The sequence below is a fragment of the Devosia sp. P3_B2 genome (assembly GCF_056402875.1).
This window is the reverse complement of sequence record NZ_JBFUGO010000005.1, coordinates 242,140-264,629: the sequence shown is the minus strand read 5'-3', so window position 1 is coordinate 264,629 and position 22,490 is coordinate 242,140. Positions and strand designations below refer to the sequence as shown.

Annotated in this window: 18 protein-coding genes; 6 read left to right on the top strand and 12 right to left on the bottom strand. The window is 65.2% G+C overall.

Translation table 11 applies throughout. The features are described from left to right. Positions 1 to 12: 12 nt before the first annotated feature. The 3 genes from mce to AC1DV8_RS10030 are packed head-to-tail and all read right to left on the bottom strand — an operon-like array spanning position 13 to position 4,531. On the bottom strand, positions 13 to 438 hold the full coding sequence (gene mce / locus AC1DV8_RS10040) for a methylmalonyl-CoA epimerase (RefSeq protein ID WP_477150329.1): 426 nt from the start codon (positions 436 to 438) through the stop codon (positions 13 to 15). Further along, complete coding sequence (gene scpA / locus AC1DV8_RS10035; protein ID WP_477157357.1) at positions 435 to 2,558, bottom strand: methylmalonyl-CoA mutase; 2,124 nt, start codon at positions 2,556 to 2,558, stop codon at positions 435 to 437. The genes mce and scpA overlap by 4 nt, the downstream gene beginning before the upstream one ends. Beyond that, the gene (locus AC1DV8_RS10030; protein ID WP_477157356.1) at positions 2,555 to 4,531 is read right to left on the bottom strand and encodes an acetyl-CoA carboxylase biotin carboxylase subunit; all 1,977 of its coding nucleotides are present in this window, start codon (positions 4,529 to 4,531) and stop codon (positions 2,555 to 2,557) included. The genes scpA and AC1DV8_RS10030 overlap by 4 nt, the downstream gene beginning before the upstream one ends. Positions 4,532 to 4,672: 141 nt before the next feature. On the opposite strand from AC1DV8_RS10030, the gene AC1DV8_RS10025 reads away from it, so the two are divergent. Continuing rightward, entirely contained in the window at positions 4,673 to 5,623 is a 951-nt protein-coding gene (locus AC1DV8_RS10025; RefSeq protein ID WP_477157355.1) for a hypothetical protein, read from the top strand. Between the two features lie 20 nt (positions 5,624 to 5,643). On the opposite strand, the gene AC1DV8_RS10020 is transcribed toward AC1DV8_RS10025, so the two are convergent. The 6 genes from AC1DV8_RS10020 to AC1DV8_RS09995 form a co-directional block, all read right to left on the bottom strand. Then, positions 5,644 to 6,072 (bottom strand): endonuclease domain-containing protein, encoded by a 429-nt coding sequence (locus tag AC1DV8_RS10020; RefSeq protein ID WP_477157354.1) that lies wholly within the window; start codon positions 6,070 to 6,072, stop codon positions 5,644 to 5,646. A gap of 91 nt (positions 6,073 to 6,163) precedes the next feature. Continuing rightward, complete coding sequence (locus tag AC1DV8_RS10015) at positions 6,164 to 7,696, bottom strand: acyl-CoA carboxylase subunit beta (RefSeq protein ID WP_477157353.1); 1,533 nt, start codon at positions 7,694 to 7,696, stop codon at positions 6,164 to 6,166. Positions 7,697 to 7,833: 137 nt separating this feature from the next. Next, positions 7,834 to 8,100 (bottom strand): YiaA/YiaB family inner membrane protein, encoded by a 267-nt coding sequence (locus AC1DV8_RS10010; protein ID WP_477157352.1) that lies wholly within the window; start codon positions 8,098 to 8,100, stop codon positions 7,834 to 7,836. 42 nt (positions 8,101 to 8,142) lie between these two features. Then, positions 8,143 to 8,826 (bottom strand): PspA/IM30 family protein, encoded by a 684-nt coding sequence (locus tag AC1DV8_RS10005; protein WP_477157351.1) that lies wholly within the window; start codon positions 8,824 to 8,826, stop codon positions 8,143 to 8,145. A 371-nt stretch (positions 8,827 to 9,197) separates the two neighbouring features. Then, a complete protein-coding gene (locus AC1DV8_RS10000) occupies positions 9,198 to 9,803 on the bottom strand; it encodes a TetR/AcrR family transcriptional regulator (RefSeq protein WP_477150322.1) in 606 nt (201 codons plus the stop codon). Between the two features lie 266 nt (positions 9,804 to 10,069). Next, positions 10,070 to 11,899: an OmpA family protein gene (locus tag AC1DV8_RS09995; RefSeq protein WP_477150321.1), complete on the bottom strand. Its 1,830-nt coding sequence runs from the start codon at positions 11,897 to 11,899 to the stop codon at positions 10,070 to 10,072. Positions 11,900 to 12,080: 181 nt separating this feature from the next. Between AC1DV8_RS09995 and nadC the strand changes: the two genes are divergently transcribed. The 5 genes from nadC (at position 12,081) to AC1DV8_RS09970 (ending at position 19,051) form a co-directional block, all read left to right on the top strand. Continuing rightward, entirely contained in the window at positions 12,081 to 12,965 is an 885-nt protein-coding gene (nadC, locus tag AC1DV8_RS09990) for a carboxylating nicotinate-nucleotide diphosphorylase (protein ID WP_477157350.1), read from the top strand. Further along, positions 12,962 to 13,774, top strand: coding sequence for a 3'(2'),5'-bisphosphate nucleotidase CysQ (cysQ, locus tag AC1DV8_RS09985; RefSeq protein ID WP_477157349.1), 813 nt, complete (start codon positions 12,962 to 12,964; stop codon positions 13,772 to 13,774). Before nadC ends, cysQ begins: the two co-directional genes overlap by 4 nt. Before the next feature lie 142 nt (positions 13,775 to 13,916). After that, positions 13,917 to 14,465 (top strand): PadR family transcriptional regulator, encoded by a 549-nt coding sequence (locus AC1DV8_RS09980; RefSeq protein WP_477150318.1) that lies wholly within the window; start codon positions 13,917 to 13,919, stop codon positions 14,463 to 14,465. Between the two features lie 15 nt (positions 14,466 to 14,480). After that, positions 14,481 to 15,701: an efflux RND transporter periplasmic adaptor subunit gene (locus AC1DV8_RS09975; RefSeq protein ID WP_477150317.1), complete on the top strand. Its 1,221-nt coding sequence runs from the start codon at positions 14,481 to 14,483 to the stop codon at positions 15,699 to 15,701. After that, positions 15,698 to 19,051 (top strand): efflux RND transporter permease subunit, encoded by a 3,354-nt coding sequence (locus AC1DV8_RS09970; RefSeq protein WP_477157348.1) that lies wholly within the window; start codon positions 15,698 to 15,700, stop codon positions 19,049 to 19,051. The genes AC1DV8_RS09975 and AC1DV8_RS09970 overlap by 4 nt, the downstream gene beginning before the upstream one ends. Positions 19,052 to 19,118: 67 nt before the next feature. On the opposite strand, the gene AC1DV8_RS09965 is transcribed toward AC1DV8_RS09970, so the two are convergent. The 3 genes from AC1DV8_RS09965 to AC1DV8_RS09955 all read right to left on the bottom strand — a co-directional run bounded on the left by AC1DV8_RS09965 (position 19,119) and on the right by AC1DV8_RS09955 (position 22,455). Next, positions 19,119 to 20,108 carry an acyltransferase gene (locus AC1DV8_RS09965; protein ID WP_477157347.1) on the bottom strand — a complete coding sequence of 330 codons (990 nt, stop codon included), beginning with the start codon at positions 20,106 to 20,108 and terminating at the stop codon, positions 19,119 to 19,121. Positions 20,109 to 20,239: 131 nt separating this feature from the next. Next, positions 20,240 to 22,138 (bottom strand): ABCB family ABC transporter ATP-binding protein/permease, encoded by a 1,899-nt coding sequence (locus tag AC1DV8_RS09960; protein ID WP_477157346.1) that lies wholly within the window; start codon positions 22,136 to 22,138, stop codon positions 20,240 to 20,242. After that, positions 22,138 to 22,455 carry an ArsR/SmtB family transcription factor gene (locus tag AC1DV8_RS09955; protein ID WP_477150313.1) on the bottom strand — a complete coding sequence of 106 codons (318 nt, stop codon included), beginning with the start codon at positions 22,453 to 22,455 and terminating at the stop codon, positions 22,138 to 22,140. Before AC1DV8_RS09955 ends, AC1DV8_RS09960 begins: the two co-directional genes overlap by 1 nt. Positions 22,456 to 22,490 lie beyond the last annotated feature (35 nt).

Below are 22,490 nucleotides of genomic sequence, written 5' to 3'. Positions count from 1 at the left end.
CGCGGGGATAAGTCAGGCGGGCTGCAGCTCGGGCTTCACCTCTTCGAGCTCGATCAGGGTGCCGTCGAAATCCTTGGGGTGGAGGAAGAGGACCGGGAGGCCGTGGGCGCCGATGCGCGGCTTGCCGTCGCCGAGGACGCGGGCGCCGGCTTCGGTGAGGGTGCGGGCGGCGCTGGCGAGGTCGGGGACTTCGTAGCAGACGTGGTGGATGCCGCCGGAGGGGTTGGTTTCGAGGAACTTGCGGACGGGGGAGTCGGCGCCGAGCGGGGTCATCAGCTCGATCTTGGTGTTTTCGAGGTGGACGAATACCACGGTGACGCCGTGTTCGGGCAGGTCGTGCGGGTGGTGCACGTCGGCGCCGAGGAGATCGCGATATTTCGCGGCGGCGGCGGCGAGATCGGGGACGGCGATGGCGACGTGGTTGAGGCGGCCGATCATCGGTTGCTTAGCTTTCCCTCGATCTGGTTGAGCACGCTGAACGCGGCTTCCAGCACGTTGGTGCCGGGGCCGAAGATTTCGGCGACGCCGGCATCGCGAAGGAAGGCGTAGTCCTGTTCGGGGATGACGCCGCCGACGATGACAGTGACGTCGCCGAGGCCCCTGCCCCGCAGCTCGGCGATCAGTTCGGGGACCAGCGTCTTGTGGCCGGCGGCGAGGGAGGAGACGCCGACGGCGTCGACCTTGAGCTCAGCGACGTGGGTGGCGACTTCCGGGGCGGTTTCGAACAGGTCGCCCATGTGGACCGTGAAACCGAGGTCGGCGAAGGCGGTCGCAATGATTTTTGCGCCGCGATCGTGGCCGTCCTGGCCCATCTTGGCGATGAACAGCGCTGGCGGGCGGTGCTCGGCCTTCTCAAAGGCGGCGATGCGCTCCGTGAGCGCGGCGTATTGCGGGTCGGCGGCGTAGCTTTCGGCGTAGACGCCGGAGATGACGCGGGTGATGGCGGAGTGGCGGTTGAAGACCTGCTCGAGGGTCGCCGAGATTTCGCCGAGGGTGGCGCGGGCGCGGGCGGCTTCGATGCTGGCGGCGAGGAGGTTGCTGTCGGTGCGGGCAGCTTCCTGCAGGGACGCCAGAGCTGCGGAGAGCCTGTCGGGATCGCGGGTGCGGCGGACTTCGGCGAGGCGGGCAACCTGCTCGTCGCGGACCTTGTTGTTGTCGATCTCGCGGATCGGGATCGGGTGCTCGTTCTCGAAGCGATAGCGGTTGACGCCGACGATGACGTCTTCGCCGCGATCGACGCGGGCCTGGCGGAGGGCGGCGGCCTTCTCGATCTCGAGCTTTGGCGTGCCGGCTTGCACGGCGGCGGTCATGCCGCCTTCGGCCTCGACCTCAGCGATCAGGGCTTCGGCGCGGGCGACGAGGTCCGCGGTGAGGCTCTCGATGTAGTAGGAGCCGCCGAGGGGGTCGACGACGTCGGTGACGCGGCTTTCGTGCTGCAGGATCAACTGGGTGTTGCGGGCGATGCGGGCGGAGAATTCCGTTGGCAGCGCAATGGCTTCGTCGAAACTGTTCGTGTGGAGGCTTTGGGTGCCGCCGAGCACGGCGGCCAGCGCCTCAATGGTGGTGCGGACGATGTTGTTGTGCGGGTCCTGCTCGGTCAAAGACACGCCGGATGTCTGGCAATGGGTGCGCAACATCAGCGATCGGGGGTCTTTGGCACCCAGTTGGACCATGATCTTCTGCCAGAGGGTGCGCGCGGCGCGGAGCTTTGCTACCTCGAGGAAGAAGTTCATGCCGATGCCGAAGAAGAAGCTCAGCCGGCCGGCAAAGGCTTCGATATCGAGGCCGCGGGCCTGGGCGGCGCGGGCGTATTCGCGGCCGTCAGCGAGGGTGTAGGCGAGCTCCTGGACCGCCGTCGCGCCGGCCTCGTGCATGTGGTAGCCCGAGATCGAGATGGAGTTGAACTTCGGCATGTTCTGGGCCGTGTAGGCGATGATGTCGCCGACGATCCGCATGCTCGGCTCGGGCGGATAGATGTAGGTGTTGCGGACCATGAACTCCTTGAGGATGTCGTTCTGGATGGTCCCGTCGAGCTGGGCTGGCTTTACCCCCTGCTCTTCCGCCGCGACGATGAACATGGCGAGCACCGGGAGGACGGCGCCGTTCATGGTCATCGAGACGCTCATCTGATCGAGCGGGATGCCGTCGAACAGGATCTTCATGTCCTCGACGCTGTCGATGGCGACGCCGGCCTTGCCGACATCGCCGGTGACGCGTGGGTGGTCGCTGTCATAGCCGCGATGCGTGGCGAGGTCGAAGGCGACGCTCAGGCCCTTTTGGCCGGCGGCGAGGTTCTGGCGGTAGAAGGCGTTGGACTCGCGGGCGGTGGAGAAGCCGGCGTACTGCCGGATGGTCCACGGGCGGTTGGCGTACATGGTGGCGCGGACGCCGCGGGTGAACGGGGCGGCGCCCGGGAGACCGGGGTCGGCGGCGTCTTCGGGGAAGTAGGCCGGGCGGATTGGGAGATCGCCGTAGTCGCGGTTGAGCGACTCGACCGGGGTGTCGCGGAGGTCCTTCTGCGCGAGCTTTGCCCAGTCGGCGAAGGTGGGGCCACTCATATCGCCTCGAACTCCAGGATCACCTCGTCCACCGCGAGCACGCTGCCGGCCTGGACGCGGACTTTGCTGATGCGGGCGCGCTTTTCGGCTTTCAGCACGTTCTCCATCTTCATGGCTTCGACGATGGCGAGGGTCTGGCCGTCTTCGACGATATCGCCTTCGGCGACGTCGATGCGGACGATCTGGCCGGGCATCGGGCAGAGGAGGAATTTACTGAGGTCCGGCGGCAGCTTGACCGGCATCAGCGGCATCAGGTCGGCGACCTGGGGCAGCAGCACCTTGGCGATGAGGTCGGCACCGCGGTGGCGGAGGCGGAAGCCGCTGGTGAGGCGTTGCACCTTGACGTGCAGCAGGTGGCCGTCGACGCGGCCGATGCAGATGGAGTTGCCGGGCTTCCAGCCGCTTTCGACCAGCAGCTTCTTGCCGTCGGGGGCGGTGAGCCAGTACTCGATGCCGTCGGCGCGGACCGAGAAATCCCAGCGCTGGTTGCCGATGATGACGGCTCGGGGTTCCGGGGTGGTCGGGTAGAGTCGCTTGTCGAGGGCGAAAGCGGAGCAGCAGGCGAGCGCGGCGAGATGCGTCAGTGATTCCGCATCCAGCTCTACGCCGCTGAAACCGTTGGGGAATTCTTCGGCGATGTAGCCGGTGGTGAGGCGGCCGGAGCGGAAGCGCTCCTGGCCCATGACGGCGGCGAGGAACGGGATGTTGTTGCCGACGCCTTCGAGTTCGAACTCGTCGAGGGCGTCTTCCATGGCGTCGATCGCCTCGATCCGGGTGGGCGCCCAGGTGCAGAGCTTGGCGATCATCGGGTCGTAGAAGGTGGAGATCTCGCCGCCATCGGCGACGCCGGTGTCATTGCGCACCACGAGGTCGGGCGTCGCCTGCTCGGCTGGCGGGTGATAGCGGGTGAGCCGGCCGGTGGAGGGCAGGAAGTTGCGGAACGGGTCCTCCGCGTAGATGCGGCTCTCGATGGCCCAGCCGTTGAGCGGGACTTGCTCCTGCGCGAGTGGCAGTTTTTCGCCGGCGGCGGCGAGGAACATCAGTTCGACGAGGTCGAGGCCGGTGATCAGCTCGGTGACCGGGTGCTCGACCTGCAGGCGCGTGTTCATCTCGAGGAAGTAGAAGTTGCGGTCCTTGTCGACGATGAACTCGACGGTGCCGGCTGAGGTGTAGCCGACGGCCTTGGCGAGGGCGACGGACTGCTCGCCCATCGCCTTGCGGGTGGCGGCGTCGAGGAATGGCGACGGCGCCTCCTCGATGACCTTCTGATTGCGGCGCTGGATCGAGCATTCGCGCTCGTTGAGCCAGAGCACGTTGCCATGCTGGTCGCCGATCAGCTGGATTTCGATGTGGCGCGGCTCGGTGACGAACTTTTCGATGAAGATGCGATCATCGCCGAAGCTGGAGGCGGCTTCGGACTTGGAGCGCTCGAAGCCTTCGCGGGCTTCGGCGTCGCTGTGGGCGATCCGCATGCCCTTGCCGCCGCCGCCGGCCGAGGCCTTGATCATCACCGGGTAGCCGATGGAGCGCGAGATGGTGACCGCTTCCTCGGCATCGGCGATGAGGCCCATATGGCCGGGGACAGTCGAGACGCCGGCCGCCGCGGCGAGCTTCTTACTGGTGATCTTGTCGCCCATCGCCTCGATGGCTTTGACCGGCGGGCCGACGAAGATGATGCCGGCCGCGTCGAGGGCGGCGGCGAAGCTGGGGTTTTCGCTGAGGAAGCCGTAGCCGGGATGCACGGCTTCGGCGCCGGTGGTCCGACAGGCGGCGACGATCTTTTCGATCGAGAGGTAGCTGTCGCGGGCGGCCGAGCCGCCGATGTGGACGGCCTCGTCGGCGAGCCTGACGTGGACGGCCTCACGGTCGGCGTCGGAATAGACGGCGATGGTCCGGATGCCGAGGCGCTTGGCGGTGCGGATGACGCGACAGGCGATCTCGCCGCGATTGGCGATGAGGAGTGAGGAGAACATCACTGGAGTTTACGCGATCCTGCTGACGGGTTGCGCGGCATTTTCATCAAATGCTGCGGGACGAAGGCTTACGTTCTTAACGCGCAGATAGGCCTCATCCGCACCCCGGCTACGCATCGTCCCGGGGAGGAGGAAGCCCAAATGTCTCACCCAATCCGCAATATGATCGTGCTCTCTGCAACGGCGCTGGCGTTGATCGCCGCTCCGGTGCTGATGAACCACACCGCGCTCTCTGACCTGCAGGCGATAGCAAAGGACAAGAGCGATGGTGGCGGGGACGGCAATGGCGGTGGTGGTGGGAACGGTGGGGGTAACGGCAACGGCGGGGGCAACGGCGGCGGCAGCGAGCACAGCAACGCCGGCGGGAACGGCCACGGGGGTGGCGGTGGTGGCGCCGAAGGGCAGTCGCAGGGCAAGGCCAAGAAGGTCGCCGATACCGAGACGGTGACGACGACCACGGCCAAGGCGGCCAAGACCAAGAACCTCAACGCCCAGCTGGCCGGGCTCAATTCGCTGAAGCGCAACATCAACGGGCTGATGAACAGCTCGGACAAGCGGATGGAGCAGGTTCGTGAATTTGTCGCGGCCAGCGCGGCGCTGGAAACGGCGACGGCAAACCTCGCTGCCGCCAACGAGACCCTGGCGGGCCTGCAGACCGAGCTGGACGCGATTATCGGTACGTCCGTATCCGGACTGGTCGCCTTCGATGGCTCGACGGTCTACGACACCCCGACGCTCGACGGGCTCAATGCCCGGCTGGGCGAGCTCGAAACGGCGATTGCCACCGACCCGACGAACCAAGCTGCGATCGATGAACAGACTGCGCTTGTCGCGGCGCTGGAAACCATCAATGCCAGCCCCGAACTGGCGGCGGTGAATGACCAGCAGCTGGTGATCGACGGATTGGAAACCGAGATCGCCGAGTTGGAGCCGCTGACCGGCGAGGACGCCCTGAAGGCCGCGCTGCTGGCGGCCGCCAACAAGAACCGCGTAGCCGAAGCGGGTGGCGAGGCTTATCTGACGCCGGAAATCATGGCTTGGGCGACGGCGCGGCTCGACGCCCTGACGGATCAGTACCAGGCGCAGCAGTAGGGGTGCATGGGCGGGGGAGCTCATGGCTCCCCCAGCGTTGAGCTCGGACGGGCAGTCGTCTCCCTCCCCCGTTGCGGGGAGGGATCAAGGGTGGGGGGAGCGGCTACGCTGGATGGCTCGGCCAGCGCGGCGACGATCGTCAGATAGACGCCCTCCGGGTTGTGGGTGACTTCGTTGTTCCAGAAGCGGAGCACGCGATAGCCGCGCCCGACGAAGTAATCATCGCGAACGGCGTCATTGGCTTGAGCGAACTCCGTCGTGTGGGGCTCGCCGTCTACCTCGATCACAAGGGCCGGGTGACGGCAGGCGAAGTCCGCATAGTAGGCGCCGATCTCGACTTGCCGGCGGAAGTTGTAACCCTGCCGGCGGAGCGGGTGGAGGATCGCCCACATGCGGCGCTCGGGCTCGGGGGGGTTGCGGCGGAGCTTCCTCGCGAGTTCGGTACTCAATGGTGGCTCCCCGCCGGCATCGCGCGTGCGGCTCCCCCCACCCTTGATCCCTCCCCGCAACGGGGGAGGGAGACGACTGCGCGATCGCGCGTCACAGCGGGATGTTCCCGTGCTTTTTCAGCGGGATGACCGCTTTCTTTCCCTTCAGCATCTCGAATGCCCGGGCCACACGCCGCCGCGTTTCATTTGGCATGATCACGTCGTCGATGAAGCCGCGTTCGGCGGCTACGAAGGGGTTGGCGAAGCGGGCTTCGTAGTCAGCGGTGCGTTTGGCGATCTTGTCTTTATCGATCAGCTCGGAGCGGTAGAGGATCTCCGTGGCGCCCTTGGCGCCCATTACCGCGATTTCTGCGGTGGGCCAGGCGTAGTTGACGTCCGCACGGATGTGCTTGGAGGCCATGACGTCGTAGGCGCCGCCGTAGGCCTTGCGCGTAATCACGGTGACCTTGGGGACGGTGGCTTCGGCGTAGGCGAAGAGCAGCTTGGCCCCGTGCTTGATGATGCCGCCATATTCCTGGGCGACGCCGGGGAGGAAGCCGGGGACGTCGACGAGGGTGAGGATGGGGACCGAGAAGGCGTCGCAGAAGCGGATGAAGCGGGCGGCCTTTTTGGAGCTGTTGATGTCGAGGCAGCCGGCGAGGACGAGGGGCTGGTTGGCGACGACGCCGACGGTGGAGCCGTTGAGGCGGATGAAGCCGACGAGGATGTTGCCGGCGTGGTCCTTCTGGATCTCGAGGAAATCGCCTTCGTCGGCGATTTTGAGGATCACCTCGCGCATGTCGTAGGGTTTTTGGGCGCTGTCCGGGATCAGGGTGTCAAGGCTGGGCTCGGCGCGGTCGACGCTGTCGTTGACGGCGACGACTGGAGGCTTGTCGGCGGCGCTGAGCGGCAGGAAATCGAACAGGCGGCGGACTTCGAGCAGGGTTTCGATGTCGTTGTCGAACGCGGCGTCGGCGACGGAGCTGACCTTGGTGTGCGTGGAGGCGCCGCCTAGCTCTTCGTGGGTGACGATCTCGGAGGTGACGGTTTTCACCACGTCCGGGCCGGTCACGTACATGTAGGAGGTGTCCTTCACCATGTAGATGAAGTCAGTCATCGCCGGGGAATAGACCGCGCCGCCGGCGGTGGGGCCCATGACCACGGAGATCTGCGGGATGGCGCCGGAGGCCTGGACGTTGCGCCAGAACACTTCGGCGTAACCACCCAGCGCCGCGACGCCTTCCTGGATGCGGGCGCCGCCCGAGTCGTTGAGCCCGATGACGGGGGCGCCGTTCTGCACGGCGAGATCCATGATCTTGCAGATCTTCTGGGCGTGGGTTTCGCTCAGCGAGCCGCCGAAAACGGTGAAATCCTGGCTGAAGACGTAGGTCAGGCGGCCGTTGATGGTGCCCCAGCCGGTGACGACGCCGTCGCCGGGGATGATGGTCTTTTCCATGCCGAAATCCACCGCGCGGTGGGTGACGAACATATCGTATTCTTCGAAGCTGCCAGGATCGAGCAGGACATCGAGACGCTCGCGGGCCGTGAGCTTGCCTTTGCCGTGCTGTGCGTCGATCCGCTTCTGGCCGCCGCCGAGACGGGCGTCGGTGCGCCGCTGATCGAGCGCGGCGATGATCTTTTGCATGGAGTCCCCTGCCCTTAGTCGCCCGGGTTGACCGGTTAGTCGAAGCGGAGAATGGGACGGAGCGCGGGAAAAGGCAACGTGGGCGAAAAGCCCCGAGCGGTGGCCCGGGGCTTCTTTCATCGGTGGTGAGTGGGAGCTTACTGGTTGCCGACGTAGTCCTTGAGGATCTTCTCGTTCTTGGCCTGCTCGAGCTGGCGGACGACGTCGCGGGCGTTGCGGTCGTCGGTGCGGTATTTGACGAGGTTCACGAGGCTGCCCATCAACAGCACGATGCCCATGCCCCAGTAGCCTTTGGTCGAGAGGTCGACCGGCGCGAGCCAGAGCGACAGCGAGAGCAGGAACAGCGCGGCGGCGACGCCGGCGGCGTTGAAGGCGATGTAGATCTGGTTGTTGTCGGAGTTCATTTGTCAGGTTCCCTTGGGTTTGAATGCGGTTGAGGTTGAGGCTTAGAGGATGGTGGTGGACTTGAGGCGGGCGAGCACGTCGTCGGCGCGAACCTTGGTCTTGTCGCCGAAGCCGGCTTCGCCGAGGCGGTCGCGGATGCCGCTCTGGGTGAGGCCGGCGTCAATCTCGTCGAGGACTTCGCTTTCGGCGAACGGGTCGGGGCCGTTGACAACGCGGGCGATGAGTTCCTCTGCTTCGCGGATCGAGGTGGTGGAGCCGATCGAGCGGTTCAGCGACTTCTGTGCCTTGCGTTCGGCATCGGCGGCGCGGGCTGAGATCATCCCCTGCCGCAGGTCGAGGATGCGGCGATGGGCTTTCTCGACCGCGGCCTGGGTGCGGGCGACGCGGTTGGCCAGCTGATCGAGCGTGTCGCGACGCACGGCGCGCTCGTTCTCGAGATTGGCGATGGCCGATGCGGCGTCGGCAGCGAGGTCTTCGCGGCCGGCAGCCAGCGCCTGGCGGGCCCGGGTTTCCAGATCGGCGATCTGGGTGTTGAGGCGGCTGAGGGTCTGTTCTTCGTTGCGCTGGCGGATGATCAGCGCGGCCAGCGTTGTCTTGGCGAGCGACAGCGCGCCCTCGGCTTCGCGGATCTTCTGCTCGATCAGGTCGATGGCGAAATGGTCGGTGAGCTGCTCTTCGGCACGGGCCGAGGCTCCCAGGAATAAGGTCTTCAGAACGTTCAACATCGCAGTACGTCTCCCTTCGGTTGGTGTCGGCGTTTAATTGAACGCTGTTCACGAGGATCAACATACAGGGTTTTAAACGGTGTTCAAGTGGAAAATTGAACGGCGTTTAGATTGGAGTTTAAGCTAAGTGGAATCAATGGTTTGGGTGGGAAATGAGGTGAGCTTTGGCTGTGGAGAACAGACCATATCCGGCCGTCATCCCGGCGAAAGCGCGGACCCACTGCTCGGAAAGATTCGGCGGTAGCGACACCATCCGGTCTTTCACGGATGGGTCGGAGAAGGCGTTCGTGTGGAGGGTGTCGTGCACTGGGTCCCGGCTTTCGCCGGGATGACGGCTGGTGGTGGTGGGAGCGTCGAGCGCAACCGCCCGCCTACTTCGCCCGGTGCGTGTAGGCGAGGATGTGCATGTCGACCAGTTCGTGGACGACCTTGCCGATGTCGCGGTCCATGACGAGGCTGAGGCGGCCGGAGCTGTCGAGGGAGACGACGGAGTGGATGGAGGCGAAGACCAACTGGCCGGACTGGCGGGCGGTCTTCTCGTCGAGATCGGGGCGGATGTCGGTAAAGCACTGGGCGATGATGCGGATCAGCGAGGCGATGGCTTCGATGTACCAGGAGGGGACCGGCTGATCGGCTTTGCGGCGGAACTCGAACAGGGCGTTCCAGAGGTTCCGCTTCAGGGTGATGTAGCCGAGGAAGGCATCGGCGTAGTTGTGGAGCATCTGGCGGGGATCGGACGATGGGGTGGCGTCGGCGAAGGCCTGGGCGAGGCCGACCAAGGTGCGGGTATTCACCTGGGTGACGATGTCGTCGAGGTCCTTGAAGTGGTGGTAGAGGGTGCCGGCGGTGTAGCCGATGGCGCGGCTCAGCGAGCGGGCGGAGAATGCGTCGATCCCCTCCTCCGCGATCAACTCCTCGGCGGTGTTGACGACTAGGCTCGCCAGTTCTTCTTTTGAGTGATCGGCACGACGGGCCATCGGCAACTCCAACTGAACGTTGTTCAATTAGACTGAGGGATTGTGGCTTGTCTAGGGTGGGCATCGAGGTTGTGGCCGCCCCCTCCACCGGCTTCGCCGGTCCCTCTCCCCCGCCACGCGGGGGAGGATCACGGGGCATCGATGGGGGTGGCTCGCCCCACCCTTGATCCCTCCCCGCGATGGGAGAGGGAGACGACTGGGAGTTTTGGCGCACAAGGAAGAGCCCCGGGCCGTGGCCCGGGGCTCTGTGCTTGATGATCCAGCGATCAGCTCGCCTTAGGCGTCACCAGCGAGGTGATGCGGCGGACGGTGACGCGACGGTTGGCACGCTCTTCGCCGTCGGTCTCGACCTTCAGGTAGCGCTCGCCATAACCCTGCGTGGTGAGGTTCTCCGGCGGGATGTCGTAGAACTCGGTGAGCAGGTTGGCGATTGTCTCGGCACGCTGATCGGAGAGGACGAGGTTGGATTCGTCCGAACCGACGGCATCGGTGTGGCCTTCAATGAGGAAGGTCTCGCCTGGGTTGCGGTCGAGGATCTTCTGCATCGCGGCGGCGACCTTGCCGAGCGAGCCGACCTGGTCGCGGCCGAGTTCGGCCGAACCGGTTTCGAAGGTCAGGTCGCCGATCTCGACGCGGCGGACCGTGTCGCGGATACGGGCAGAGCGCTTGACCTCGTCGACGGTGTAGACGCGGGCGGCCTGTTCCAGCGGCGGCTCGCTGAGGAACAGCTCGATATCGTTCTCATCGGCGCGTTCGCTGTAGAGCACGTATTCGTTGACCGGGATCGGCAGGAAGAAGGGCGGCAGGTCGTCGCCCGGATCGCGCCAATCGTCGTCGCGATCGTCGTCAGCGTAGAAGACGATGATGATGCGCGTGCCGTCCGGTAGCACCTTTACGCGGCGGATGATCTCGCCATCGCGGTTCCACACCGTGATGATGCGGGTGCCGTCGGGACGGATGACGGTCTGGCGGTAGCGGTCGTTGTCCAGCCGCTCGTACGTCACGTCGTTGTCGCGGCCTATACGGTCACGGTCCTTGTAGGGCGTGAAGATATCGAAGTTGATGCCGATCTTGATGATCAGCCGATCGTCGTCGGTCTTCTGAACGACATCGGCATTCTTCGGCGGTTCGGCGACCGGCAACTGATCGACCTTTTCACCAGGCGTTACCACCGTGGCTTCGACCTGTTCGGCAGGCGGCGGTGCGGCGGCCTGTGCATCTGCATCGGATGCCGGAGCCGCAACGGGTTCGGCGGGCTTTTCGGCAGGCGCAGGCGCCTCGGTGCCGGCACCGGCGGCGTCCTTGGCGCTATCGAGCACCGGAGCGACGGGAGCATCGGGGGTCTGCTGGTCGGTGACCTGCTCGAGCGGCTGGCCGGACTGGTCGGTGGCAGGGGCCGCCGGGGCTTCGCCCGGAGCGGCAGGCGTAGCCGGAGCTGCCGGGGCACCACCCATCAGGGCCAGGCACTCGTCGAGCGACTGGATGCCCAAGCGGTTGCACTCGGCGAGGAAGGCGGCTTCGGCCGTCGACTTGGCGCCGGCATCGGTGCCGGAACTGGCCGCGACATATGCCTCGAAGGCGGCCTTGAGGGCCGGATCGTTGGCAGCAGCGGGCTGCTCGGCAGGCGCTGGCTCAGCCGGGGGCTGATCGGCAGGTGCGGGTTCGGCTGCGGGCTGCTCAGCAGGAGCGGCAGGTGCCTCAGCAGCAGGCGCGGCAGGCTCCTCAGCGGGAGCGGCCGGTTGTTCGGATGCTGGAGCCGGTTCTTCAGCGGCCGGCGGCGCAGGCTCTTCAGCCGGCGGAGCGGGTTCTTCAGCCGGAGCGGCTGGCTCTTCAGCCGGAGCAGCGGGCTGCTCGGCTGCCGCGGCACCGGTGGCGAGTGCGATACACGCCTCGAGTTCGGGCGTGCCGACGCGCTGGCATTCAGCGAGGAAGGCGGCTTCGGCGGCGGCCTTGGCGTCGGCGTCGGTGCCGGAACTGGCTGCGACATAGGCATTGTAGGCGGCGGTGAGACCCGCATCCTGCGCCATGGCCGGAAGCGGCATGAGTGAGAGCAGACATAGGCTCGTGGTGGTCAGCAACAATCGCTTGAGTTGCATGCTTATTCTCCAGTTTTCTTGTTATGCAACAGCCAACCCGCCCGGAACTGCGCTTACTACTCAACGGGTTGGCGGGGGTTTCGTTCCGGCTATGAAACTAACGGTCCGCCGGCTGAACGCCCGTGGCATTGCTTGCCAGGGCGCCGTCGCGTAAACCGACCACGCCATCAGAGCCCAGCAAATGCGCGACACTGCCACCATCGCCGCCCCGCCCCCTGCCCTTGTCGAGGACGCAGTCCGACGGGCACTTGCCGAGGATCTCGGACTAGCCGGCGACCTGACCTCGCAGGCGACGATCCCGGCGGGGGCCGTCGCAACGGCGACGCTGTCGGCGCGCGAGGCCGGGCTGATCGCCGGACTGCCGCTGGCGCTCGAAGTGTTCCGGCAGGTGGGCGGCGGGGTTTCGTTCGACCCGCAGGTGGCCGACGGCGCCACAGTGGCGAAGGGTGACATCGTCGCGGTGGTGGCCGGCGATGCGCGGCAACTGCTGGCGGGGGAGCGGACGGCGCTCAACTTCCTGAATCATCTCAGTGGCATCGCGGCGCATACGCAGAAGTTTGTGCAAGCGGTCGCCGGAACGGGTGCGCGGATCTGCGATACGCGCAAGACCACACCCGGGCTGCGGGCGTTCGAAAAATACGCGGTGCGCTGCGGCGGTGGTTCGAACCACCGCTATGCGCTCAGTGACGCGATCCTGATCAAGGACAACCATGTCGCGGTGGCGGGCGGCGCCGGCAAGGCCTATCGCGCGGCGCGGGCAGCGGCTGGGCATCTGGTGGCGATCGAGATCGAGGTGACGAGCCTCAGCGAGCTCGAGGAGGTTCTGGATGCGGGCGCCACTATCGTAATGCTCGACAATATGGACAACGAACTACTGAGGGCAGCGGTTCGGCTCAATGATGGGCGGGCGCGGCTCGAAGCTTCTGGCGGGGTGACGCTGGAGCGGGTGCGCGGCATCGCCGAAACCGGCGTCGACTATATCTCATCGAGCCAGATCACCATGGGCGCCAAGCCGCTCGACCTAGGACTGGACGTTGAAGTCCAAAGAGTCTCGGAAATCCAATGAACAGCGACTTCACCGCACTGATGAACGAGGCTGCGATCGAGGCGGCCGAGGCGATCCGCGAGGTGTATCAGCGGGGCGCCGTCGCGATGGAGAAGGCGGACGGCTCGCCGGTAACCGAGGCCGACCAGAAGGCCGAGGCGATCATCCTCGCCGTACTCGAGGCGACCGGCGTGCCGGTGCTGGCCGAGGAGAGCGTGGCGGCCGGGCGGATTCCCGAGCTGGGCGAGCGCTTCTTCGTTGTCGATCCGCTCGATGGCACCAAGGAGTTCCTGAAGCGCAACGGCGAGTTCACCGTCAACATCGCCTATTGCGAGGGCGGCCATCCGGTGAGCGGCGTCGTGCTGGCGCCGGCGACCGACGATATATATTGGGGCGGGACCGCCGGGGCGTTCGCCGGCAAGGTCGTCGGCAGGCAGATCACCGATATTCGCGCACTGCGGGTGAGCGAAACCGAGCACCCGTTGCGGATCGTCGCCAGCCGGTCGCACGGGCATGCTGCACTGGCCGAGCTTTGCGACACCCTACAGGTGGCAGAAGACGTGTCGGTGGGTTCGTCGCTGAAGTTCTGCCTTCTTGCCAAAGGCGCAGCGCAGCTTTACCCGCGGTTTACCCCAACTTCGGAATGGGACACCGCCGCAGGCCAGGCAGTGCTGCAGGCGGCGGGCGGTGTGGTACTGGGTCTCGACCGGTTGCCGCTAACCTGCGGACACCGGGACGCCAGCTTCCTCAATGCTTGGTTTGTGGCCGCTGCCAGCCAGGAACTCGCGTTGAAGGCACTGGTCGAAATGGTGCGTCTGGCCGACGCCTGACGGGAAACCGTTAGTATTCAAACGGTTGGCCATGAAGAAAATGCATGGCAGCCCGTACTTCACCCCTTGTTGCGCTTTCTCGCGGCTCCATATATAGGCCCGGCATATGCTGGTCCGTTATATGCCAGCCGGATAGGAAGCCATGAACGTCAGAACCATCTGCCTTGCCATCCTCTATGATGGCGAAGCTACTGGATATGAGATCAGGAAGCTCTCCGTTGAAGGGGAGTATTCGTATTTCATCGACGCCAGCTATGGCTCGATCTATCCGGCTTTGGCCAAGCTGGAACAGGAACAGCTAGTCACTTCGCGTGTCGAGCAACAGGACGGCAAGCCCGCCAAGAAGATCTACTCGATCACAACAGCGGGCCGTTCGGCCTTCATCCAGTCACTATTCGAAAAGCTTGGCGAGGACGAGTTCCGCAGCGAATTTCTGCTGTTCCTGCGCTTCGCCTCCGAGCTTCCCCAATCGCTGGTCGAGCAGCGTCTGAACGAGCGAATCGTCGAGGTCGACGCAACGCTCAAAGACTTCGACCGGCTCAAGCAACAACACAACCACCCCGGTGACGCCTGGGTCATCGATTATGGGCGCACTTGTATGCAAGCGGCCCGTGATTACATCGAGGCACATGGGGCCGAACTGATAGCGCTGGCGCGTCCGGATCGGGACGATGCCGCTGCGGCGGAATAGAGGGACTTTCAGATTATGCGAGCAATCATTTCTTACGGCGTTGCCGGCGCCATCGTCATAGCTGGAGCCCTGTGGCTCGGCAGCGGCGTATTTGTGGCCGGGGGCAACGGCCCGGGCAACGGCGAACGGCCGATCATTCCATTCCTGCACAGCAGCGCTACGGCTGCCGAGCATGAGTCCGAGGCGGGCGGGATCGACCCGCACCTGACCATCGCCGAGCGCGTCGCCGAGAACAATGGCGGCGAGGGCACGGTGCGCTCAGTGCGGACCGAGACCTACAAGGTTCAGCCGATGCCGCTGGACGTGCCGCTGCGCGGCCGGACCAAGGCCAAGTCGACCGCGACGATCACCCCCGAGACCAGCGGCATCGTCACTGCGGTGAACGTGACCAAGGGTCAGCTGGTGAAGCCGGGCGACCTGATGTGCACCCTCGACGAAGGCACCCGTGCCGCTGCGGTGGCGCAGGCCGAGGCCGCGCTGGCCCAGGCACAGACCGCCTACGACTCCAACAAGGCGCTGCGCGACAAGGGGTTGGCCGCCGCCAACACCGGTATCGCCTCGGAAGCGACGCTGCGCCAGGCGCAGACCGCGTTCGACCAGGCCCGGCTCGAGTTCGACCGCGCCAAGGTGACCACCAAGGTGTCCGGCATCGTGCAGGACCCGATGGCTACCGTGGGCAGCGTGCTGAGCCCCGGCCAGGCATGTGCGACGGTGGTGGAGCTCGATCCGATGCTGTTCATCACCAACGTACCGGAATCGCGGATCGCCCGCGCCGAACTGGGCCTGCCGGCTGCGGTGACGACCGTCACCGGCCAGACGGTCGAGGGCAAGGTGAGCTTCATCGCGTCTCTTGCTGACGAGGCGACCCGGTCGTTCCCGATCGAGATCGAATTGCCGAACAAGGACGGCAAGGTGCTCTCGGGCATCACCGCCACGGCGACGGTCAATCTGGGCACCGTTCCGGCGCATCTGCTGCCGCAGTCGGTGCTGACGCTCGATGACGACGGCGCACTTGGGGTGCGGGCCGTCAAGGACGGCGTCGTCGAGTTCTATCCCGTGACGATTATCTCGGACTCCCGCCAGGGCGTCTGGGTGACCGGGCTGCCGCCGACGGTGGACGTCATCACCGTGGGCCAGGAATTCGTCGTGCCGGGCCAAAAGGTCGACGCGACCAACGTTACGGGGACGCCGGCTTCGAGCGAGGCCGAAGCCGCTGCTGAAGGGGTGCAGTCATGATGAATTTCCTCGAACGCGTCCTGCGCATGCCGCGGGTCGTGTTGACGGTGATGGTGCTGTTGCTGTTTGCCGGCTTCAGCGCCTACGTGTCGTTGCCCAAGGAGAGCTTCCCGGCAATCGACATTCCGTATTTCTACGTGTCGACCAGCCAGACCGGCGTGTCGCCGCGCGATGCGGAGCGCCTCCTGGCCAAGCCCATCGAGGATCGCGTCAAGGACATTGACGGGCTCGAGAACTACACCTCGACCGCGACCACCGGTCACGCCTCGGTGTTCCTCGAGTTCAACGTGAATGCCAACAGCGACAAAGCGCTGGCCGACATCCGCGCCAAGCTCGACGGCGTCGCCGGCGACCTGCCGGACGATGCGACGGTGCCGTCGGTGACCGAGATCTCGTTCACCAACCAGCCCTCGATCTCGGTGGCGCTCTACGGCGACGTGCCGGAACGCACTCTGGTGCAACGGTCCAAGGACCTCAAGGAAGCACTCGAAGATATCCCGACCGTGCAGAGCGTGACCATTTCCGGTTCGCGCGACGAGATGCTGGCCGTGACCATCGACATGAACCGGCTCGAGGCGTTCAACCTCACGGCCGGCCAGCTGCTCGATGCGCTCGCCAAGAACAACATGGTGGTGCCGGGCGGTACGCTCGATACCGGCCGTGGTTCGTTCAACGTCGAGGTGCCGGGCCTCATCACCAACGCGCAGGACGTCTATTCGCTGCCGATCAAGACCGACGGCAATACCGTCGTCACCTTCGGCGACGTTGCGACGATCACCCGCACCTTCCAGGACGCTACGCAGTTCGCCCATGTGAACGGCCAGCCGGCCATCACCCTGGGCGTCATCAAGGAACTCGGAACGAACGTCATCGACGTTTCCGACCAGGTCCGCAGCGTGACGACCGCGTTCACCAAGGATTGGCCGACCGGCATCCAGCACAGCTTCCTGATCGACCAGGCGGACCAGACCAAGAACCTGTTCCGCTCGCTCGAAGCGGCGGTGCTGACCGCTGTGGCCCTGGTGATGGTGACGTGCGTCGCGACGCTCGGCGTGCGCCCAGCGCTCATGATCGGTACTTCGATCCCGATCTCGTTCATGATCGCGTTCCTGATCGTGCAGATGCTCGGCATGACCATCAACATGATGATCATGTTCGGCCTGGTGCTCGCGGTGGGCGTGCTCGTCGACGATCCAATCGTCGTGGTGGAATACGCAGAACGAAAGCTGCAGGAGGGTGTCTCGAAGAAGGAGGCATTCATCCTCGCGGCACGCAAGATGTTCGTGCCGGTGGTTTCGGCCACCTTCACGACGCTGGGCGCGTTCGTGCCGCTGCTGTTCTGGCCGGGCATCATCGGCAAGTTCATGAGCTACCTGCCGATCATCGTGATCGTGGTGATGTGCGCCTCGCTGCTTTCGGCGCTGGTGTTCATGCCGGTGATCGGTGCGATCATCGCCTCGACCCATGTCGACGCCAAGGCCAAGGAAGCCGCGGACGTCGTGATGTATCCGGACAAGTTCGACACCAAGAAGGTGAAGGGGCCGACGGGCGTCTATGTGCGCACGCTGCAGCACCTGATCCGGCACCCGATCCTGACGCTGCTCGGCGGCTTCACGATCGTTGGCCTGATGTTCTACACCTACATCGCCAACCCAACCGGCATGGAAGCCTTCCCGGCTTCCGAGGCCGAGTTCGGCACCGTCAACGTGATCGCTCGCGGCAACTACTCGCCCGTCCAGGTCCGCGACCTACTGGCCGAGGTCGAGACGCAGATCCTGCAGGTGCAGGGTGTGCAGGACTCGATCATGACCTTCTCGGGCGGTGGCGGCGACGGCTTCTCGAGCGGCGGTCCGCCGGACACCATCGGGCAGTTCAACCTGCAGCTGCAGCCGTGGAACGAACGCGTCAAGGCCGAGGAGATCTTCCAGAGCATCCGTGAGCGGGTGAAGGGCATCTCAGGCCTCGAAGTGCAGATCGCGGCGCAGGAGAACGGTCCGCCGGCCGGCAAGGCGATCAACCTGACGGTCCAGAGCACCAACTATGCCGACCTGGCACCGGTGGTGACGAAGCTGCGCAACTACGTCGAGAACGATCTCGGCGACACCATCGACGTGGAAGACGGCCGCCCCTCCCCCGGTATCGACTGGGAAGTGACGATCGATCGCGCCGCTGCGGCCAAGTACGGCATCGGCGTGCGTGAGCTCAGCCCCTACGTGCAGTTGGTGACGTCGGGCGTGAAGCTCGGCTCGTACCGGCCTGACGATGCGGACGACGAACTCGATATCCGCGTGCGCCTGCCGCTCGACGAGCGCAGCTTCGACAGCCTCGACTCGCTGAGGATCGTGACCGAACAGGGCCTTGTGCCGGTCTCGAACTTCATCAAGCGCGAGGCGGTGCCGAAGGTCGCCAATATCAGCCGTAAGAATGGCCTCTATGTCATGGGCGTGGCTGCCAACCTGAACCCGGGCATCGCGGCGGACGCCAAGATCGCCCAGCTCAAGGAGTGGGTGAAGACGCAGGACATCCCGGCGACGACGACGGTGAAGTTCGGCGGTGCCGACGAGCAGATCGGCGACACCAACGCGTTCATCATGCAGGCGCTGGCTGCAGCGCTGTTCATCATCTTCCTGGTGCTGCTGCTCGAGTACAACAGCTTCTACCAGGTGCTGGTGACGCTCTCGACGGTGGTCATGTCGCTGGCGGGCGTGATGCTGGGTATGGTGGTCACCGGGATGAGCTTCTCGGCGATCATGACCGGCCTCGGTATCGTGGCGCTGGCAGGCATCGTGGTGAAGAACGGCATCGTGCTGATCGACACCTACAACCACTACAACCGTGGTGACGGGGTGGAGCCGACCAAGGCGATGCTGATCACCGCCGCGCAGCGCGTGCGGCCAGTGCTGCTCACCGCAACGGTGACGGCGCTGGGCGTGATCCCGATGGCGGTGAACGTCGAGTTCGACTTCATCCGGCGCGAAATCGTGTCGGGCGGCCTTGCCGGTTCGTGGTTCACGCACCTGTCGGCAGCACTGGTTTCGGGCCTGTTCGTCTCGACCGCGCTGACGCTGGTGATGGTGCCGGTGATGATCACCGCGCCGAGCGTGATCAGGAACGGTTGGCTCGGCCAGCTGGTCGGCTCGATCTTCGGAGCGATCTGGAACGTCCTCGCATGGCCGTTCCGGGCAATCTTCGGCGGCCGCAAGCACGTCGCGGTGACACCGGAAGGCGAGACGGTCGAGATCCCGGCCGACATCGACAGCTCGAAGCGCTTCATCAAGACCGAAGGTTCGGGCCTGGTGGAAACCGAGCAGGACGGCGTCACGGTGGTCAGCCGCCAGGCGGCCGAATAGCCGAAAGGCAGATACGAATTGGAAAGGCCCGGAGCGATCCGGGCCTTTCGTTTTTGGGGGTTACACTCTAGGCCCTTGCCGGGCGGCTCCCGAGAGCCGAGCGGACGGCGCGAAAGGCTACGGTCAGGCCCAGGCTCACCCCGAAGCCCAGCGCGATCATCAGCCAGGAATAGCGGCCGAGGCCGAGGTCGGAGGCTAGAACTTTCAGTACCAGCAGGTGGATGAGGTAGGCGCCGAAGGTGGCCTGGCCGAGGGTGGACCAGAGCGGGCTCTTCAGCTCGAGGCGCATGAACAGGATGGCGACGGAGAGGGCGTAGCCGAGGGTGGCGAGGGAGTAGTCGTGGCCCAGCGCGTAGCGGCCGACGATGAAGTAGCCCTCTGCAACATGAAGGGCGGCGAAGGCGAGCGCCGCCAACACGAGGGCGGCGATAGGCAGGCTCTGCAGGTCGTCGCGGCGGCGGCGGAGGACGATGCCGGCGACGAGGAAAACCGGTGCGAAGAACAGGCCGTTGCGATCCATCCAGAACGGGAAGCCGTGGCCGAACAGCGGTTTGGAATAAGCGCCGATGACGGTCCCCGCTGCATAGAGCAGCAGCGTCGCGGCGATGGTCCAGCGCAGGCCGATGAACTTCAGCAGTGTCGCGACGACGGCCGTGCCGAGGACCAGCGCGGGCAGGAACCACAGGTGGAATGCCGGACCGCCGCTCCAGATGAGGAGCGTCACCCCCCATGGCGAGAGCTCGAAGCCGGGCCGGCCGGGATTGTCGAGGAGGCGAAGGACGACGGTCAAAGCGAGAATCGCCGCAAAGGCCGGGAGGACGCGCCAGGCGACGCGGCCGACGAGCTTGAGAGGGCGCGCGAGGTCGGCGTCTTTCCAGAAGTAGGCCGACATCAGGAAGAAGACCGGTACGGCGAAGCGGCTCAGTTCATCGAGCACGAAGCCGAGCGGCTTGTCGTCGGAGAAGCCGCCGCCCGCGACGTGGAGCGTCACGATGCCGAGGAGGCTGAGGACGCGGAGCGCGTCGAGCGAGGCGTTGCGGGATGGTGCTGAGGTCATTGGCCGACGCTGTGATGGTCGGGCGCAACGAATTGGTCAAGGGGTGGGTTGCATGCGGGCTCTGAAGTCGGAGCGACTGGCCATCTCCACCCGGCATGGGGTGGGAATGGCCACAGCCGCAATGCGACGGCCTACTCCGCTGCTGGAAGCCCGCGTTTGACGAAGCCCTCTGGGTCGTTGGCCGCGCGGCGGGCGAGTTCTTCGGCCTCGGAGGCCTCGCGCTGGCGGCTCCACATCTGGGCGTAGAGGCCCTGCCTGGCAAGGAGGCCCGAATGGGTGCCGCGTTCGGCGATCTGGCCGTCGCGGAGGACGATGATCTCGTCGGCATTGACGACGGTGGAGAGTCGGTGGGCGATCACCAGCGTGGTGCGGTTGGCCGAGACCACGTCGAGGGCGGACTTGATGTCTTCCTCGGTCTTCGAATCCAGCGCCGATGTGGCCTCGTCGAGGATGAGGATCGGTGGACCCTTGAGGATGGTGCGGGCGATGGCGACGCGCTGCTTCTCCCCACCGGACAGCTTGAGGCCACGCTCGCCGACCTGGGTCTGGTAACCCTTGGGCAGCGACTCGATGAAATGGCCGATCTGTGCCTGCTCCGCGGCCTTCCTCACCTCGGCATCGGTGGCGTCGGGGCGGCCGTAGCGGATGTTGTATTCGATGCTGTCGTTGAACAGCACGGTATCCTGTGGGACCATGCCGATGGCGGCGCGGAGGCTCTCCTGCGTTACGTCGCGGAGGTCCTGGCCGTCGATGGTGATCTTGCCCTCGATGACATCGTAGAACCGATAGAGGAGCCGCGAGATGGTCGACTTGCCGGCGCCCGACGGGCCGACGACCGCAATGGTTTTGCCGGCCGGGACCTCGAAGCTGATGCCCTTGAGGATCGGGCGATCGGTATCGTAGTGGAACTTCACGTCGTCGAACTTGACCACCGGGCCGGTGACGGCCAGCGGCTTGGCGCCGGGCTTGTCCTGGATCTCGGGGGCGCGATCGAGCAGCTTGAACATCTCTTCGATGTCGGTGAGGCCCTGGCGGATCTCGCGGTAGACGAAGCCGATGAAGTTGAGCGGCCGGTAGATCTGCATCAGGAAGGTGTTGAGCAGGACGAAATCGCCCAGCGTCAGGGTGCGGTTCATGACGCCCAGCACTGCCATGACCAGGATGACCACGGTGCCGGCGTAGAAGATCAGCGCCTGGCCGAAGTTCAGGAACCCGAGCGAGGTCCAGATGCGGATGGCGGAGCGCTCGTACTTTTCCATCGAGGCGTCGAAGCGCCGGGCTTCCATCTTCTCGTTGGCGAAGTACTTCACCGTCTCGAAGTTGAGCAGGCTGTCGATGGCCTTGCCGTTGGCATCGGTGTCACTGTCGTTCATGTCGCGACGGATCGAGATGCGCCAGTTCGAGGCCTTGATGGTGAACCACAGGTAGAGCCAGACGGTGACGACAAGCACGCTGAGGTAGCTGACGCCGAACATGACGATGAAGATCACGCCGGTGATGATGAACTCGACCAGCGTGGGGGCGGTGTTGAGCATCGTGAAGCGCACGATGGTCTCGATGCCCTTGGTGCCGCGCTCAATCACCCGGCTCAGGCCGCCGGTGCGGCGGGCGAGGTGGAAGCGCAGCGACAGCTTGTGCAGGTGCTCGAAGGTCTGCAGAGCGAGCTTGCGCACCGCGTGCTGGCCGACCGAGGCGAACAGCACGTCGCGCAGCTGCTGGAAGCCGGCGTCGATGATGTTGCCGACCCCATAGGCGACGACGAGGACGATGGGCACGGCGAGCCCGAGGATCAACCCAGCATCCGGCGTCGAACCATCGAGGCTGTCGATGATGCCCTTGTAGACAAAAGGGATCAGCGTGGTGGCGACCTTGGACACCAGCAGGGCGCCGATGGCGAGGATGACGCGGAACTTGAGGTCCGGCCGGCCCTCGGGCCACATGTAGCCCCAGAGATTGCGGACGGTGGCGAGCAGGCCGCCCTCCTCCGCGCTAACGGTGGGGCGCTTGGTTGCCTCTTCGGCAGTAGACATCAGGCGAGCTCTTTGACCGGGAGATCGGTGGTGGTGAGGCCCGAGAACAGGCCGTTGCAGGCGATGCCGAACTCGGCGAGGCGATCGGCCCGGAGCGAGTAGCAGTTGCGCGTGCCCTTGGGATGACGCTCGACCAGCCCGGCATCGAGCAGCACCTTGATGTGCTGGCTGACGGTGGACTGCGCCAGCGACAAATTCTGCGTGACATCGGTGCAGCAGCAATCGCCCGCACTCTGGGCGGCGAGGATGCGCAGGATGTTGAGCCGGACGGGGTGTCCGAGCGCCCGCATCACATTGGCGATGTCATCGTCGTGCATGGGGTTCATCGTCATTCAGCGATAAAAGATCGGCC

Coding starts and splice junctions, on each gene's coding strand:
- AC1DV8_RS09975 (WP_477150317.1), top strand. CDS start 14,481: ATGCGAGCAATCATTTCTTACGGCGTTGCCGGCGCCATCGTCATAGCT.
- AC1DV8_RS09995 (WP_477150321.1), bottom strand. CDS start 11,899: ATGCAACTCAAGCGATTGTTGCTGACCACCACGAGCCTATGTCTGCTC.
- nadC (WP_477157350.1), top strand. CDS start 12,081: ATGCGCGACACTGCCACCATCGCCGCCCCGCCCCCTGCCCTTGTCGAG.
- AC1DV8_RS09960 (WP_477157346.1), bottom strand. CDS start 22,138: ATGTCTACTGCCGAAGAGGCAACCAAGCGCCCCACCGTTAGCGCGGAG.
- AC1DV8_RS10005 (WP_477157351.1), bottom strand. CDS start 8,826: ATGTTGAACGTTCTGAAGACCTTATTCCTGGGAGCCTCGGCCCGTGCC.
- AC1DV8_RS10000 (WP_477150322.1), bottom strand. CDS start 9,803: ATGGCCCGTCGTGCCGATCACTCAAAAGAAGAACTGGCGAGCCTAGTC.
- AC1DV8_RS10010 (WP_477157352.1), bottom strand. CDS start 8,100: ATGAACTCCGACAACAACCAGATCTACATCGCCTTCAACGCCGCCGGC.
- AC1DV8_RS09955 (WP_477150313.1), bottom strand. CDS start 22,455: ATGCACGACGATGACATCGCCAATGTGATGCGGGCGCTCGGACACCCC.
- mce (WP_477150329.1), bottom strand. CDS start 438: ATGATCGGCCGCCTCAACCACGTCGCCATCGCCGTCCCCGATCTCGCC.
- AC1DV8_RS09970 (WP_477157348.1), top strand. CDS start 15,698: ATGATGAATTTCCTCGAACGCGTCCTGCGCATGCCGCGGGTCGTGTTG.
- AC1DV8_RS10030 (WP_477157356.1), bottom strand. CDS start 4,531: ATGTTCTCCTCACTCCTCATCGCCAATCGCGGCGAGATCGCCTGTCGC.
- AC1DV8_RS10025 (WP_477157355.1), top strand. CDS start 4,673: ATGTCTCACCCAATCCGCAATATGATCGTGCTCTCTGCAACGGCGCTG.
- scpA (WP_477157357.1), bottom strand. CDS start 2,558: ATGAGTGGCCCCACCTTCGCCGACTGGGCAAAGCTCGCGCAGAAGGAC.
- AC1DV8_RS10015 (WP_477157353.1), bottom strand. CDS start 7,696: ATGCAAAAGATCATCGCCGCGCTCGATCAGCGGCGCACCGACGCCCGT.
- AC1DV8_RS09980 (WP_477150318.1), top strand. CDS start 13,917: ATGAACGTCAGAACCATCTGCCTTGCCATCCTCTATGATGGCGAAGCT.
- cysQ (WP_477157349.1), top strand. CDS start 12,962: ATGAACAGCGACTTCACCGCACTGATGAACGAGGCTGCGATCGAGGCG.
- AC1DV8_RS09965 (WP_477157347.1), bottom strand. CDS start 20,108: ATGACCTCAGCACCATCCCGCAACGCCTCGCTCGACGCGCTCCGCGTC.